We start from the raw sequence: 14,945 nt of genomic DNA on the forward strand, positions 1-14,945 counted from the left end.
TCACTCGTTCATTCATAGGACAGGTCTCTTTCCAGGGCACGAATCACCTCCTTGTCGATTCATACCCAATGTAACCTGTTACCTATGTCTCCGGTTTAATCTGTTACCTATCTGCCCGGTTCATACCGAAGCGGGGCCACCCCTCTCAAGAGGGGATGAAGAGAAGCCAATACAGTGTCATGCCGGACTTGATCCGGCATCCAGGCGATGAATCGCTCTTTTTGTGACCGGCGTATGTCCAAGTGCGCCGCCGGAGTCTGCTTGACCATGAGGCAGATGTGGACATCTGCCGGAGATAGAACATTCATGGCGCTGAGCGGCTCCGAGTGGCCGTTAAACCGTCCTCAGACAGTGCCACCGTCACCCGACTCGGGTTTTTGGTGCGGAATCGGAGCAGCGCTTGTGGTGCGTGTTGTTTCGGTGCGCTTTCCAGATTTCTGCGGCTTCTTGGTTTTGCGCGCAATTTGCTTAACTCTGGCCAGTGCCTTGGCTGCTTCTTCACCTTCTATAACATCTCGCTTCAGTACTTCCTTGCGAAGGATTGCATCCACTTCTGGCTTGTCCAGTTTAAGACCTTTGGATAACTTCTTCACTTCCCTCCGGATCAGAGTCACCACCGGGTCACTGAGAACTATATTGCCAATTACGAACCGGTTCACACTCTTAACTCTTTCATAGTAATCCTCCCGCGCCGACTTCTGGAGCCCGTCACTTGAAAACAGGAAAAGGACTTCCTGGTCCTCAAGCTTCTTTGGCCTTAAATCAAGAAAATCGAAAGACGAGACTAACTCATGCTTTACGGGCTTTTCAAACCTGATTCTGTGTAGCTCCCATCGGACGCCGTTGGTCAAGACAACCCATTGAACGCCCTGATTCGCTCCGTAGTTAACCGCCTGACGCAGATGGTTCTCTTTCAGTTCAAGACCAATTGCCTTTACTTCGACAAGATACTGTAGCTTGTCCTCAATCTTGATGGCTAGGTCACAGAACGTACCTCGGATAGCGTACTCTCTGGTGATTTCTGTATACTTGTCAAAACCCATTACATCGGAAAAGATGTCCTTGACGATAGCCACGGTATCGGCCTCGTTGATATCTCTATCCACAGCTGCCTTGAGGACACGCTGGAATTTCGGTACCGTCTTTGCGTAATGATCAGCCAGTTTTTTGGTTACACTTGCCATTCGCTGCCTCCCTCGCTGGAGTCATGAGTCATAGTTTCTAAAAGTAAAATGTATCCGATTGTCCGGGATGTCAACGCCAAACTAGATAAAGTGACCCCCACCACCTTCATACACTCTTCAGCCCGAGGATAATCCCGCTAAAGTGTTAGTCGTTGATACCGAATTAAGTACAATGGAGGAATCGATACCCGTAGCCGCAGATACTTCCGGGATCGTGCGATTCCGACAACGCAGTTGTTGAACTTAGAACATGTGAACGATCAAGAAAAAGTGCAAAACGCCCATGTATCAGATCGATAAAAAACCATACGGACCGCATCTTACTTTCTCAGGCTATATACCCAAGGACGAACTGGACCAGTGGCTGGTCGATAGCAAGGAGCTGTTGCCAACCCTCCCGGATGAGTTCGTCGTCTTTGTAGACATGCGGGATTTGGAACTGCTGGCGCCGGAATCACGTCCGACAATGGTCGAGGGTCAACGGTATTACCGCGCCCAGGGTATGCAGCGCTCGGTGGTGATCCTAAAAGACAAGATCACCAAACTTCAATTCATCGGCATCGCCAAGGAAACAGGTATCTACGAGTGGGAGCGATACATCGATGCCAATGCCGAACCGAACTGGGAGCAGATTGCGCTGGACTGGATTCTTAACGCCGTCGATCCGGACGAGAGCCAGAAGAAGGTCATGTCGGTCAGCCAGGATCCAGCCTAAACAAACAGCATGTACCCGAATTGCCAGGTCGGCGCAACAGCGCCGGCTTTTTCTTTGGCTTGTAGTCCGCCCGGTAAAGTATAGACCCCAATGACCGAATTACATTATATGGCCTCGGTTGCCGTAAAAGTCTGAATCTCCGCATCAGGAGACACGAAGACCAACAATGTACACAATAAAGAAGACATCATACGGTTTCCAATTCAGTTTCATGGGACACTTTCCCAAGGATGAGGCGAAGTTGTGGGCACGGGACGCCAGCCAGGCGTTTCTGACGTATGAGGGCAATCCGGGTGTCTTCGTGGATATGCGTGACATGGAGTTGATGCCGCCCGAATCTCGTCAGTATGTAATCGATGTCCAGCGTATAGCCCGCAAGAACGGGATGATTAGATCAGCGGTTATCCTCAAGGATAAAATCACCACCATGCAGTTGATGGGAATCGCCAAGGAGACCGGTATCTACGAGTGGGAGCGCTATATCGATGCCAATGCCGAACCGAACTGGGAGAAAGTTGGTCTGGACTGGGTGATCCACGGCATCGACCCGGACGAGAAATCACACGACGTCCAATCCGTCAGCCACGACTCGGCTTAGACAGACTCGATAATGCAAAATAAAAAGCCGGTGCACACACACCGGCTTTTTTGTCTGCTAACAGGTATCTCTGCTCTTAAAACCCGTAAATATCCTGGAACTTGGCCGTCATGTAGTCAACCAGCGGCTGGTGTGACAAAGGCTGGCCGGTCACTTTCTGCACCAGTTTGGTCGCCCGATAGCGAGTACCGTGTTGGTGGATATTATCCTTGAGCCACTGCCTGAGGCCGATCAGGTTGCCCTGCTCGATCTGCGCAATCAGGTCCGGCATCTCTTTTTTGGCTTGCCCGAAAAACTGCGCCGAGTACAGATTGCCCAAAGCGTAAGTGGGGAAGTAACCCATCAACCCGGCCGACCAGTGTACATCCTGTAAGCAGCCGTTGGCGTCGCTGTCCACTTCGATGCCGAAATAGTCCTTGAAACGACTGTTCCACTCACCCGGAACATCGGATGGTTTGAGGTCACCTTTGACCATGGCCCGTTCCAGTTCAAACCTCAGCAGTATGTGCAGGTTGTAGGTCGCCTCGTCGGCCTCGACCCGGATATACGATGGTGTCACGTTATTGATAGCCGCATAGAAATCATCGACCGATACCGAGGACAAACTATCTCTGAAAATACGCTGCGCCTGCGGGAAGAAATACTTCCAAAAAGATTTGGACCTTCCCACCTGGTTCTCCCACATACGCGACTGCGATTCATGGATACCCAGCGAAGCGGATTCACCCATCGGCATCCCCCAGTTGTTTTCTTTGTCCAGCCCCATCTCGTACAGTCCATGCCCGGCCTCGTGCATGATGCCAAAGAGAGCGTCGTTAAGACGTTTCGGATTGTAGCGGGTAGTGATCCGCGTATCGCCGGGGCCAAGGCCGGTACAGAACGGATGGGTGGTGACATCGAGACGACCGGTCTCGAAACTGTAACCCATCGCCTGAGCCACCGACTCGCCGAAGATGGCCTGAAGCTTGGTGTCGTAGTCGCGCTCGACGATAGAAACATCGGGGCGTTTCGGCGCATCTTTGACTTTTTTCAGCAGGATCACCAAATCTTTGCGCAGTTTCTCGAATGTATCGGCGACCTCTTCGACCGTTGCGCCCGGCTCGTAATCGTCCAACAAGGCGTTGTATGGTTCCCCTTCGTATCCATACGCCTCCGCCTTTTTGATGGTCAGGGCCAGCACTTTTTCGAACCAGGGTTGGAAATGTTTGAAATCGTTGTTGGCGCGGGCCGTCACCCACTCGCCCTGGGCCAGCGTGGTGGTCTTTGAGATTTCTTCCACCAACTCTTTGGGCAGCTTGGTCGCTTTGTCGTACTGGTATCGGGTCTCACGCACATTGGCCGCTTCCGGCGAGTCTTCTACTTTGACCAGATCGGAGCCTTCGATCTCCCCAAGCAAGTCGCCGACTCGTTTGTCGGTGAATTTCTCGTGAATCATACCCGAGAGCAGGCTCAACTGTTCGGCGCGCAACTGCGAGCCGCCGCGCGGCATGTAAGTACGCTCGTCCCACCCCAACACACCGGCTGAGGAAGCCAGTAGTGAAATCTCGTAACAGCGTTTGGTGAGTTCCTCGTATGCTTTTTTGGCTGACACTTTCGGTCTCCTTGCTATCAGTTTTTCAGACATATTCGTTATCCACAATGAACGCGGAGTATAGCCAAAAGTTTCTCCGGTGGCAAGCGGCGTTGTCATGTAGGTCGAAACCCCTGGTCCGAAGGACTGTCCTGAGCGCAGCCGAAGGGCAGGTTTCGACAATCGTGAGTGAGCGAGGCAGAGCGCGAAGCGCCAGGTACCGGCTTGCCGGTCATGCCGGACTTGATCCGGCATCCAGTTCTGTATTCAAGAACTGGATTCTGGCTTTCGCCAGAATGACAGATGCGGCCACCCGGCTACGGCCACAAATACATTGTGACCCGAACTGATACTCCATATATTCGCCACAAACTCAGGAGGTTATGTTGGCGCATGATAACAATCCCACCGCGGACGAGCTTCTCGACAAGCAATTCGATGTTTTAGACCACGGCTTTGTGAGGCTGATCGATTATATGGGTTCCGACGCCGCAATCGTGCAGGCGGCGCGGGTGAGCTATGGGGCCGGGACCAAGAAAGTCTCCGAAGATCGAGGTCTGATCCGCTACCTGATGCGCAACCGGCACACCAGCCCGTTTGAGATGGTCGAGTTCAAGTTTCATGTAAAGCTGCCAATCTTTGTCGCTCGCCAATGGATTCGTCACCGCACGGCCAATGTCAACGAGCTTTCCGGTCGCTACTCGGTGATGAAAGAAGAGTTCTACGTTCCATCAGAAGACGACATCCGTCACCAGTCAACCGACAACAAACAGGGCCGCGCTTCCGGCATGGCGCCCGAAGACCTGCGCCGACGGCTGGTCGAATACCTCAATAAGTCGCAAAAAGATACCTATGAAAGCTATCAAGGCTTTGTCGAGGATGACCTGGCCCGCGAACTTGCCCGGATTGCGTTGCCTTTGTCGTTGTATACCGAGTGGTATTGGAAGATCGACCTGCACAATCTGTTTCACTTTCTCAGACTTCGTCTGGATACCCATGCCCAACTTGAGATTCGTGTCTACGCCGAGGTGATGGCCGACATGGTCAAGGCTGTCTGCCCGGTGGCCTATGAGGCTTTCGAGGATTTCATTTTGAACAGTGTCGCCTTCTCCGGCCCGGAGTTATCTGTGCTCGGTTCTGCGCTTGAAAACTACGCGCCGGACAAGGACAGCCTGACAAAACAAGGTTTGTCCAAACGCGAGGCTGCTGAGTTGCTGGAGAAGCTGAAGCGGTTGAAGCAGTGACGGAAAATGCCGATGAGTGAGAAAAACACCCACGCTGTCACCGGTGCCTTTGGGTACTCCGGTAAGTATATCGCCCGGAAGTTGCTCGATCTCGGATACCCGGTAATCACGCTGACAAATTCACCGCATCGCAAGCATTCGTTCGAGAAAGAAATACCTGCCCACCCCTTTAATTTCGATCAGCCGGACAAACTCCGTGCGTCGCTTGAAGGCGTCTCAGTTTTGTACAACACCTACTGGGTCCGGTTCAATCACAAGACATTCAGACACTCCGACGCCGTTGCCAACACCGAGACACTGTTTCATGCAGCACAAGCAGCCGGTGTCGAACGAATCGTGCATGTCAGTATCACCAATCCATCGGAAGATTCACCCCTCGATTATTTCAGCGGCAAAGCAAGACTCGAAATGGCGCTGAAAGAAACCGACGTGAGCTACGCTATCCTCCGTCCCACCGTACTGTTCGGTAAGGAAGATGTCCTGGTGAACAACATCGCCTGGGCATTGCGCCACCTGCCTTTCATGGGTGTCTTCGGCGATGGACAATACCGGCTGCAACCAATCTATGTGGATGACTTAGCCGACCTGGCCGTGCAGATGGGAGCATCCCGCGAGAACACAATAGTCAACGCCATCGGACCGGAAACGTTTACCTACAGAGGCTTGGTTGAACAGGTCGGTCGGATCATCGGCAAGCGAAAACCGATTGTCGGCGTGCCGCCGACGCTTGGATATCTGGCCGGTTGGATGCTTGGGAAACTGGTGGGCGATGTGATGATTACCAGAGAAGAGATCAAAGGTCTGATGAACGACCTTCTCTACGTGGACGACTCTCCCGCCGGTGCCACCAAACTCACCGACTGGGCGACACAACATGCCGACACGCTTGGGAGAAAGTACACCAGCGAACTGAGCCGCCGCTCGGATCGTTCAACAGAGTACGAATCCAACTGACCGGAATGTGTCAGGACCACAAGGGTCCTGACCTACTGAAGACTCATGGTGGATTGTGTCAGGACCACAGGGATCCTGACCTACTGAAGATTACCAAAGAACTATTGGCACGGCTGCGGGGCCTGGCCCCCGGTGAAAAAGAAGTCTACCAAATAAACCAAATCTGAGATTTCAACCGCGCCGGATGCGTCCATGTCGGCTTCGTCAAGACAGGGCGGCGTTGGACCACCGGTGAACATGTAATCGACCAAGTAGATCAAATCTGTAATGTCAATAATGTCACCATCGGAGTAATCGACATTACCGCGCATTGATCCCAAACAGCAAACACCCGGCGTCAGCGTTGGAACATACAGCGGCAGGAAGCTTGAGGCGTCGGCTCCGTTTTTCTCGTAGGTCCCCGGCGCGATTACCATCGGCGACAACTCGGCCGGATAGTTTCCCGACACCGTCTGCGCGGGCGTCATATCCGCCCATTGAATGTCCAGCTCTCGGTCGACGGTATCGGGAGCAAAAGTGATATAGATACTGGCCACCTGATGTTGCCCCGCCGGTACCGGATAATTGCCGAAGATTTCCAGCGCTGCCACCAACAGATCACCAGAGCCTGTATCCACTCGCAGCGTTACCGACGGCGGAACAGCCCAGTATTCGTAGCCGACATTGTCCGGATCAACATCCACTGTGCTTATCACCGGTATCTCGCTGCCGATTCGCAGGCGCAGAGGCAGGTTGATTCCCAGTACATCATCGCTTGTGTTCAAACGCAAAGGCACGACCATTGCGCCGGTGCCCGCCTGTACAAAAGTCGGATAAGACAAAGTGACCGAACTGTCGGGCGTCGTGTCCGAAGGCTGAGAGGGTGGGCAGACATAGCCGGGGCCATATTGGAACAGCTTTGCATAGAGGAAAACTATGTCTCGAGGCGTGATGTTGGTGTAATCGTCTACGTCGGCGTTCAGAGGCACCAACGGCGGGACATCCCCAAGATACATGAATGACACGAAGGCGATCAGGTCGTGTATATCAAGAACACCATCGAAGTCGAAATCACCCGGCAGGTCACAGAACAAACTATCCTGGCAGACGTCACCGATACCATCCCCATCTGTGTCGATCTGGTCCGGATTGTAATGCGAGGGACAATTATCGTCGGCTGCGCAGATGCCGTCGGCATCAGGATCGTTGAAAGGATCGTTGGGACACACGTCGCAGGCATCACCGAAACCGTCGCCGTCTGAATCCTGCTGACCGGGATCGTAGTCATCGGGACAGATATCGCAAACATCACCCACGCCGTCGGCATCGGTGTCGGTTTGACTCGGATTAGCCGCAGCAAAACAGTTGTCGCAAGCATCGCCGACGGCATCGCTATCGCTGTCGGTCTGATCCGGATTAGGGACAGCGATACAGTTGTCAATTGAATCGGCCACACCATCGAAATCCAGGTCTATCCCGACACATCCGACATCGAAAGCACCGATCAGTACGTTGCATGCGTTGTTGGCAGACGCTGCAGGCGAGTTGGACGTAAGCGTGAAATCGCCTGCGTCCGGGTCACAGAATCCGGGCGGCGAGATTAGATTATCGGCACCAGGTGAACCTCCAAAGGCGATGTTCGGACTGTTGCCATAGAGAAGATTGCAGGATAGGTCGGTGACCGATGCGTTATGGATCCCATAACCGGTGCAGTTGACGACGACGTTGTTCTGAATGATCCCACCACTGAGTATAACCATACCACGATTATTGTTATAGAAAGTGTTGTTCACGATCTGCGCGGCGTAATGGTCGCCCAACGAGAAGTTTATGCAAGCATTGCCACCGTTGTTCAAAAACAGATTGTCGCGAATAATCGTGGTAGTCACAGAGTGGCAGGCAATAATATCCGGGTCTGAGTCTGCGAGCAGGTTGTCTCGAAAGATGTTATCACTAATCAAGAGAGAACTGTTGTCGTCAATATGGAAAACGGGGCTAAGGGAATCCTGTCCGGTGAATGTGAAACCTCTCACCTCTGCCCCGGCAACGGTGACATACTCCAATGTCACTACCCAGCCGGTCGGATTCATTGGCTCAATCGTGGTCAGGGTTGCGCCGCCCGAACTGAGAAGCGCAATTGCCTTGCCGTTGAAATTTGGATTCTCGGTGTACGTCCCCGGCGCCACCAGAACAGTATCGCCCGAGACAGCGGAATCAATCGCTGACTGAATCGTACTTTGATCGGCCGGCACATTGATAGTGGCCGCATTTACCTGCACTGAAGCAGTCAGAGCTGCTGCCAAAACCAGCCAGATCATCCCCAACATCCCTGTTAGCTGTTTCATTTTCTACTCCTGTGAATTCACCCTACGTGAATTGCTTTCTTGCGCTCCAAGGTTGAGTTGTGTCAATGTCGTTAAGGTCAAGAGAGTATGGGCGCTATGTTGTCATCTCTATGTTGTCTTCCAGGGCGTTCCAAGACGTTGCAAGCTGATTCCGTTAGTGGACCAACACGAGTTGGTGGGGCATTGTTCCCCGGTATATCGCATCACGCCCATCGTACCAGACGGTCAATGACGCATATCATAGGTTCACCCCGCCTTCTTCCTCAGTCTGGCCACAGCCTTATCAATGTACGCCACAGCCTCCGGGGTTTTGCACGAAGTGGCGCCGTGGTCGACCGTGACTTTGCCGATCCGTTGAGCGGTGGCAATGGCTTCATCGCGCAACTGAGGCATGTAGATACCAATCGATATGAGAGCAGAATTCATAGCATGTCGCGCACGATTGGGAGAAGTGTCGATCTCTTTTTCAATCGTCCGCAGAATCGAACCGCCATCTTCGAACTCGATTGTATGTCCCTTGACCAGTATCGATGACAGCACGGTGTAACCACACGCGCGCACGAATTCAGACCTGGACTTACGCCACTGTGCACTTTTTTTCGCCGCGAATGATGTCTTCGCAACCAACCCGGCCAGGAGATCGGACAAAAGATAGTAGTGGATACTTTTCACCCACTTGTCCGCCGAGCTCACGGCAAATTTATCTGGATCGGCAATCATAGTAGCGAATGTTTGCGCATCAGCGTTGCCCGACTCCCAGAGAGCCAAGGCCAACTCATGGTCGACTTTGATCTTTTTCTGCAGAACTTTCAAATTGGCGAAACTGACTCCGAACAGGTTGTCACCCGCCCCGTGCCGTTTGTAGATCTTCACCGCTTGCGCCGTTCCCATCCGTTTGAGTTCATTCATCACTTGTTGGTATGTCATAGTTTTACCCAGGTGCAAAAGGTCTCATGACTTGAAGACTTGTTATCAATTGCGAGCAATCAGGAGGTATAACAGATGAATGAACGAGTACGTTCCCACCAATCACTCGTTACCACCGGACGGCGGCCATGGCGCACGCAAAAACGGCTCCGCGATCAACGCCGCAGAGCCGTCTTCACTTCACACGATATGCGAAACTACTTGATCAGGGGACAGACAAACGACGGACCCATGGCCACCTGTTCCAGATGTCCCAGTCCGATATGTGTCTGGACCATCTCCCAACTCATCAGTTGAAAGTCAGCCGCACCGTCGCCGTCACCGTCGTGCGCCGCGATTCCATCGGCGGTAAACTGTAGCACATAGACCTGCCAGCGACCACCGTTGTAGTCCTGGTCGCCTGGTTTGGCTTCAGCCACCGGGTTCTGACCGTCAAGACCATCAAAGACATACAAGCCGTCCTTGGGACCCTTGTTCGGCAAGCTGTTGGGGGCGATTACGGTTTTGAATACCATGCCGTCTGCCCAGAAAGCGCCAAAGGGCGGGCCACCGGCGGTGGCTGTAGAGACGATCAGCAAGGCAATAGCGAGCAGACCGGTGAGTATGGTTCCCTTCTTCATTGGGACCTCCAAAGTATTAAAAGTTTAACGAACAGTTATGGACCCGTGTACTCCATGTGGCCTAAAACAGAAACAAATGCCTTGGAGTTCCCTGCTGACATGAAAAAGCGATATTTGCGTCGATTTAATTGTGCTCTCGACAATATTCTCTACCGGTGCACCAGGAGGTACACCACGCCCACCAGATTGAGTGCCCTCACTTGCGAATGGCCAGCGTGCGCAGAATCTCCTGCGCTTCGCCTGAGTACCAGGTCTCGATAAAAGCGTCCAGAGCTTGCTGCTCACCCTCTGCAATAATAGACGCAAGCGGCCCGCGGGTGAGTTGTTTGATGGCCCGATAGGCCGCCTTCGGTTTGGCGCCAAGCACTTTGGCCTTGGCGGTCGTGATTGGAATAAGGTCGTCTGAAGATACCACCTGATCGACCAGTCCAAGTTCGTGCGCCTGTTCAACCGTAAACAGAGTTCCATCGTTAAGAATCAGCTCCGCGTTGCGGTCACCAACACAGTATCGTAGCATCTCAGCACTGCCCCCAAACACAGCCACGCCGAGATCGATTTCGTTGAGTCCGATTCGTGATCGACCCTCGGCCACGACCCGATAGTCACACGGCGTGATCAGCATGCACCCACCGGCGGTGGCGTGGCCGTTGATTGCGGCGACAATCGGTTTGTCGAACATGAACAGCCGCAAAAGCAGCGCCGTATGCTTGGTTAGAAACCGTGTCAGGTCCTCTCGCGAGAGCGACAACAATTCCGGGACATCGAAACCAAACGAGAAGAATTTCTCGCGTCCGGTCAGGATCAGCGCGTCGACATTGGCATCGGATTCAAGTTGATCCAGCGATTTGTTGAAATCATCGACCAGCTTCTCGTTGATACTGTTAACTTTCCCGTGCGCCAGGGTCAGGGTGGCGATGTTACCTTCAATCGATACTATCGTCGTACTCATAACGTTCTCCTTGATGGCATGAATGCCGCTTTATTCGGTCATACTCATTGTCGGTCCGGTAGGTCGTATCGTTCGAACCAGCCAAACCCGGCCTCCTTCATCAGTCGCAGGAAATTGTCGTTTCCCAAAGGAAGTCGGTCGGCAACATAATGCAACCCAAAGTAACGCTGCACGGCATCGATGTATCCCTGCTCGGTGAGCTTTGCCACAGCCTCGGCCGCGAAATCTTCCCCACCGACATTTCGACAAACCTCTCGATAGTTTTGCATCCGTTCATCGGTCAGTTCCAGCTTGATGCCTGAATATTTCTCATTGAAGGCCGCCAGCAGCCGGTCGTCATCGATCTCCGAGTATTTCTCATTGTGTACTACAATCGAACGGTCCAGTTTCTTGCGCGGCTGCGGCCGCTGCTTGGGATAACCCAGGCAGAGCAGCACCACCGGGAAGACATGCTCGGGCAGGTTGCAGAGCTGCCTGATCTCAGCGATAGATTCTATAATGGTCCCGATGTAAACGGCACCGAGCTCCATGGCGTCTGCGGCTGTACAGATATTCTGAGCGGCGATAATAGTATCCTGGAAACCCATCCAGAAATGCCGGAACGAGTTGTTGGCTGTGAATGGCGCCTTCTGCAATTTTGCCCACTGTTTCAGACGCCGAAAGTCGAGACAGAACAACAGATTGGTTGGCGCCTGTCCAATGAAATCCTGATTACACCAGCCGGCAAGCCGGCGTCTCGTGTTCTCATTCTCTATCTTTATGATCGAATAGGGCTGGAGGTTTCCCGCCGTCGGCGAATGAACACCGGCATCAATTACACTGGCCAGAACCTCAGGAGGTATCTGCAGGTCTGTGAAGCTGCGGCAACTGGAACGTTCCAATAGCAGCCGCATGGTTTCGTTCGGGTAGGATCGATCCGGTTGTTCCCCCGGTCCGTGGTGTGAAGGTGTTTCCTGATCACTCATGCGCGATGTTTCCGTGTCCAAGGGTGGTCGTTTTCCGTACCTGTGAATTCAGCCACAATATAGCAAGCCAGTGAGTCTCAATCGAGCAAAAAAGAAAACCGGTGAAACGACGGGACTGGTCGGCCAAAAAAGACCGGGGCTATGAAATCACTCGTTGGATCAACGGTGACAGCCGAGCCAGGATTTCGTAGTTGATTGTGCCCGCCCACGAGGCCAACTGCTCGACCGTGAGGACCTCATCTCCGTCGCGACCTATCAGAGTAACTTCATCACCGGTGCGCACCCCTTTTATGTCGGTAATGTCGACCATGGTCAGATTCATGCAGACCCGTCCGCGCACCGGCGCGCGTCGACCCTTGATCAGAACATAAGCCAGGTTGGACAATTGACGATCATACCCATCGGCGTAGCCGATCGGCAACACCGCCAGGCGCGTGCGCGCGGTGGTACGATAGGTGCAGCCGTAACCGATGAATGAATCCGCCGGCACTTGCTTGATCTGAGTGACGCGAGTCTTCCATGAGAGCACCGGATGGAATAGATCGTTGCCACCTCCTTGCAGCCGGTAGGAAAGATAGGTCTCTTTCGACGGCCAGTGGCCATAGGCGGCGATACCGGGACGCACCAGATCGAAGCGTGTTTTATCGAACAAGATCAGGGCCGCCGAACAGGCGGTGTGCCTGAGACGTGGTCCGATTTTCAACGCTGCCATGCGTTTGACCAGGTGAGAAAAGTTCTTGAGTTGCTGTTCGGCGTAGTCGTGCGAGGTGGTATCTTCGATATTGGCAAAGTGGGTGGCGGCGCCGAATGGTTTCTTCAGCCCGGCATGTTTTTGGTAAATGGCAGCGAAGGCCGGCAGTTCTTTCTCGGTGATTCCCTGGCGGTTGGTGCCGGTTTCAAGTTTCAAGTGGGTCTTGATCTGCACCCTTTGTCGATCAGCAAGTTTCCCCAAAAGAGACAGGCGATCCTTGTCGAAGATCATCGGTTCCAGGTCATGTTCGATGACCGCCTCCAGATTGGCCGACGGGATCGACCCCAGAACCAGCACACGTCCTGTCCACCCGGCTTGGCGCGCCTGGCTGGCTTCCTCAAGACTGTGGACAGTCACATAGGTTACTTCCGAGTGCTCAGCGAGCCTTCCAATCACCTCCTCAAGCCCGTGCCCGTAGGCGTTGGCCTTGACACAAACAGCCAATAGCCGATTCTGAGCCAGCGATGAGAGCGATCGAATATTGTGAGCCAGGGCTTTTGACGAAAGTTCGATCCAGGTCAGCGAGGACATCTGCTTCATAGACTGTATATAATGCCCGCCTGAACCCCTGGCTACTAAAATGATGCAATGGTGTGTGTCTCGACCCCACCGCTGACAGTATCTGTTTTTTCTCAGGCTGGCAAATCCAAGAAATCCGTCGATACAAAAGTACAGGACTGTCTCAGGTAAGGAAGACTAATGCCCATTAATATCTCGCTGATTAAGGGTTCTTTGCGCCTATTCGAAACCCGTCGAGACAATGTCCGGCGGCGGTTTTATGAAATCCTGTGCAGTGAAAGCCCACAGTTGGACGCCGAGTTGAGCGATGATGACAAGCGCGTTCTGAGGGCGGTGTTTGATGAAGGCCTGGCCGTCATCCTAAGGCAGTTTCATACACCGGATCGACTCGAAGCCAGCCTGCTAAAACTGGGTGCCAAGTACCGAGGCGAGTGGATGAGGCCGGAGTACACTTCTTTCTTCCGGGATGCTTTTATGTCCGCCCTGGAAGAAGAGCTCGGTGCCGCCTGGTCACAGCCAACCTACGACGCTTGGGATGAGGCGCTCGGCATGGGTCTGTTGATCATCCAGCGCGCCCGGGAAACAACTTCGGCGCCTTCTGAAGCCTAAACAGATCAGCCAAAGCGAGAGATCATCTGCCGGATCAAACCGACATGACCCTCTTCGAACTTGGACAACCGTTCAAACATCTGCCTGCCTTCGTCTGACTCCGATCGAGCAGCCGCCTGTGTAAACAGGTCTCTTGCCTCTTCTTCCAGCCGCAGAGCAATCTCAAGAATGGAACCGACTGTCTCCGTGCCGGCGACTTCATCGATCAGTTGGCGGTGCTGCTGAGTCATCTCCTCGTCGATCTCGGGCAGACCGTTCTGCATAAGCACATCAGCCGTGCTGATCCACTTCTCACTGCGTACCAGCGAATCGTACTGACGCTCAAGGATTTGGAAGTGGTCTTTCTCTTCGCCGGCCAATTGCTTAAGAGATTCACGCAACTCTGAATCTTCGACCTTCTTGGCGGCTTCGATGTAGAACACGTAACTGGCGACCTCAGACTGGATTCCGGATGTTAAAGCGGCCAGAGTATCGGGGTGTACGGCGGACATATTTTTTTCCTCATTTGGTGCGTTCAGTGCTGGTAAACCAAACCAGCAGTCCGATCAATGTCCGCCAAGTTACAGCCTGTGTGGCGTTTGTCAAGTGGCGACAGGCAAGCCTGTTTTTTTCGCTTCGCGCACTTGTAACCTCATGCTGAGCGGAGTCGAGGCATGGATTCAGGTAGGTCGAAACCCCTGGCGTGAAGGGATGCCGAAGGCAGGTTTCGACAACAGCAGATGTGGACATCTGCCGGCCACGCATAGAATCGTCGGGACCACAAGGGGTCCCGACCTACTGTTCTGACACGATTAAAAGAGAAGATGGATTCCCGCCTGCGCGGGAATGACATAGGGGCGCGGGAATGACAGAGGGGCGCTGAAGGACAGACCCTTCGACTGCGCTCAGGGTGACATACTCGACGCGCGAAGCGGGAGGAAGTGGTTCACCACCTTCGACTGCGCTCAGGGTGACATACTCGACGCGCGAAGCGGGAGGAAGTGGTTCACCACCTTCGACTGCGCTCAGGGTGACAT

At 53.4% G+C, this 14,945-nt stretch carries 15 protein-coding genes; 6 read left to right on the plus strand and 9 right to left on the minus strand.

All coding sequences use genetic code 11. The annotated features are described in order from the left end of the window. Window positions 1-344 precede the first annotated feature (344 nt). Window positions 345-1,184, minus strand: coding sequence for a type I restriction enzyme HsdR N-terminal domain-containing protein (locus tag OEV49_17545; GenBank protein ID MDH3892869.1), 840 nt, complete (start codon window positions 1,182-1,184; stop codon window positions 345-347). A 283-nt stretch (window positions 1,185-1,467) separates the two neighbouring features. On the opposite strand from OEV49_17545, the gene OEV49_17550 reads away from it, so the two are divergent. Together OEV49_17550 and OEV49_17555 are read left to right on the plus strand one after the other, a co-directional pair. Further along, window positions 1,468-1,899, plus strand: a complete 432-nt coding sequence (locus tag OEV49_17550) for a hypothetical protein (protein MDH3892870.1) — start codon at window positions 1,468-1,470, stop codon at window positions 1,897-1,899. A gap of 166 nt (window positions 1,900-2,065) precedes the next feature. Beyond that, entirely contained in the window at window positions 2,066-2,497 is a 432-nt protein-coding gene (locus tag OEV49_17555; GenBank protein MDH3892871.1) for a hypothetical protein, read from the plus strand. 76 nt (window positions 2,498-2,573) lie between these two features. Here OEV49_17555 and OEV49_17560 read toward each other — a convergent pair whose 3' ends face one another. Then, window positions 2,574-4,088, minus strand: a complete 1,515-nt coding sequence (locus OEV49_17560) for a carboxypeptidase M32 (protein MDH3892872.1) — start codon at window positions 4,086-4,088, stop codon at window positions 2,574-2,576. Between the two features lie 365 nt (window positions 4,089-4,453). On the opposite strand from OEV49_17560, the gene thyX reads away from it, so the two are divergent. Next, entirely contained in the window at window positions 4,454-5,311 is an 858-nt protein-coding gene (gene thyX / locus OEV49_17565) for an FAD-dependent thymidylate synthase (protein MDH3892873.1), read from the plus strand. 12 nt (window positions 5,312-5,323) lie between these two features. Next, window positions 5,324-6,265, plus strand: a complete 942-nt coding sequence (locus OEV49_17570) for an NAD(P)H-binding protein (protein MDH3892874.1) — start codon at window positions 5,324-5,326, stop codon at window positions 6,263-6,265. 101 nt (window positions 6,266-6,366) lie between these two features. On the opposite strand, the gene OEV49_17575 is transcribed toward OEV49_17570, so the two are convergent. Further along, window positions 6,367-8,589, minus strand: a complete 2,223-nt coding sequence (locus tag OEV49_17575) for a thrombospondin type 3 repeat-containing protein (GenBank protein ID MDH3892875.1) — start codon at window positions 8,587-8,589, stop codon at window positions 6,367-6,369. Window positions 8,590-8,835: 246 nt separating this feature from the next. Next, complete coding sequence (locus OEV49_17580; GenBank protein ID MDH3892876.1) at window positions 8,836-9,516, minus strand: DNA alkylation repair protein; 681 nt, start codon at window positions 9,514-9,516, stop codon at window positions 8,836-8,838. Window positions 9,517-9,595: 79 nt separating this feature from the next. Here OEV49_17580 and OEV49_17585 point away from each other — a divergent pair, with 79 nt between their 5' ends. Then, window positions 9,596-9,721: a hypothetical protein gene (locus tag OEV49_17585; GenBank protein ID MDH3892877.1), complete on the plus strand. Its 126-nt coding sequence runs from the start codon at window positions 9,596-9,598 to the stop codon at window positions 9,719-9,721. Here the strand turns inward: OEV49_17585 and OEV49_17590 are convergent. From OEV49_17590 to alr, 4 genes are all read right to left on the minus strand, one after another. Continuing rightward, window positions 9,714-10,136 carry a hypothetical protein gene (locus tag OEV49_17590; protein ID MDH3892878.1) on the minus strand — a complete coding sequence of 141 codons (423 nt, stop codon included), beginning with the start codon at window positions 10,134-10,136 and terminating at the stop codon, window positions 9,714-9,716. The two genes, OEV49_17585 and OEV49_17590, sit on opposite strands and share 8 nt — an antisense overlap. 196 nt (window positions 10,137-10,332) lie before the next feature. Further along, window positions 10,333-11,085, minus strand: coding sequence for an enoyl-CoA hydratase/isomerase family protein (locus tag OEV49_17595; protein MDH3892879.1), 753 nt, complete (start codon window positions 11,083-11,085; stop codon window positions 10,333-10,335). Between the two features lie 44 nt (window positions 11,086-11,129). After that, a complete protein-coding gene (locus OEV49_17600) occupies window positions 11,130-12,050 on the minus strand; it encodes a nitroreductase family protein (protein ID MDH3892880.1) in 921 nt (306 codons plus the stop codon). Between the two features lie 139 nt (window positions 12,051-12,189). Further along, window positions 12,190-13,341, minus strand: a complete 1,152-nt coding sequence (alr, locus tag OEV49_17605) for an alanine racemase (protein MDH3892881.1) — start codon at window positions 13,339-13,341, stop codon at window positions 12,190-12,192. 159 nt (window positions 13,342-13,500) lie between these two features. On the opposite strand from alr, the gene OEV49_17610 reads away from it, so the two are divergent. Further along, a complete protein-coding gene (locus OEV49_17610; protein MDH3892882.1) occupies window positions 13,501-13,929 on the plus strand; it encodes a hypothetical protein in 429 nt (142 codons plus the stop codon). 5 nt (window positions 13,930-13,934) lie between these two features. On the opposite strand, the gene OEV49_17615 is transcribed toward OEV49_17610, so the two are convergent. Continuing rightward, entirely contained in the window at window positions 13,935-14,420 is a 486-nt protein-coding gene (locus OEV49_17615) for a ferritin family protein (protein ID MDH3892883.1), read from the minus strand. Window positions 14,421-14,945 lie beyond the last annotated feature (525 nt).

It is taken from the genome of Candidatus Zixiibacteriota bacterium (genome assembly GCA_029860345.1).
Taxonomy (GTDB): domain Bacteria; phylum Zixibacteria; class MSB-5A5; order GN15; family FEB-12; genus JAJRTA01.

Bases quoted from the DNA above. Each gene is read 5' to 3' on its own strand.
- OEV49_17545 (MDH3892869.1), bottom strand. From the start codon at position 1,184: ATGGCAAGTGTAACCAAAAAACTGGCTGATCATTACGCAAAGACGGTA.
- OEV49_17550 (MDH3892870.1), top strand. From the start codon at position 1,468: ATGTATCAGATCGATAAAAAACCATACGGACCGCATCTTACTTTCTCA.
- OEV49_17555 (MDH3892871.1), top strand. From the start codon at position 2,066: ATGTACACAATAAAGAAGACATCATACGGTTTCCAATTCAGTTTCATG.
- OEV49_17570 (MDH3892874.1), top strand. From the start codon at position 5,324: ATGAGTGAGAAAAACACCCACGCTGTCACCGGTGCCTTTGGGTACTCC.
- OEV49_17575 (MDH3892875.1), bottom strand. From the start codon at position 8,589: ATGAAACAGCTAACAGGGATGTTGGGGATGATCTGGCTGGTTTTGGCA.
- OEV49_17580 (MDH3892876.1), bottom strand. From the start codon at position 9,516: ATGACATACCAACAAGTGATGAATGAACTCAAACGGATGGGAACGGCG.
- OEV49_17585 (MDH3892877.1), top strand. From the start codon at position 9,596: ATGAACGAGTACGTTCCCACCAATCACTCGTTACCACCGGACGGCGGC.
- OEV49_17590 (MDH3892878.1), bottom strand. From the start codon at position 10,136: ATGAAGAAGGGAACCATACTCACCGGTCTGCTCGCTATTGCCTTGCTG.
- OEV49_17595 (MDH3892879.1), bottom strand. From the start codon at position 11,085: ATGAGTACGACGATAGTATCGATTGAAGGTAACATCGCCACCCTGACC.
- OEV49_17600 (MDH3892880.1), bottom strand. From the start codon at position 12,050: ATGAGTGATCAGGAAACACCTTCACACCACGGACCGGGGGAACAACCG.
- alr (MDH3892881.1), bottom strand. From the start codon at position 13,341: ATGAAGCAGATGTCCTCGCTGACCTGGATCGAACTTTCGTCAAAAGCC.
- OEV49_17610 (MDH3892882.1), top strand. From the start codon at position 13,501: ATGCCCATTAATATCTCGCTGATTAAGGGTTCTTTGCGCCTATTCGAA.
- OEV49_17615 (MDH3892883.1), bottom strand. From the start codon at position 14,420: ATGTCCGCCGTACACCCCGATACTCTGGCCGCTTTAACATCCGGAATC.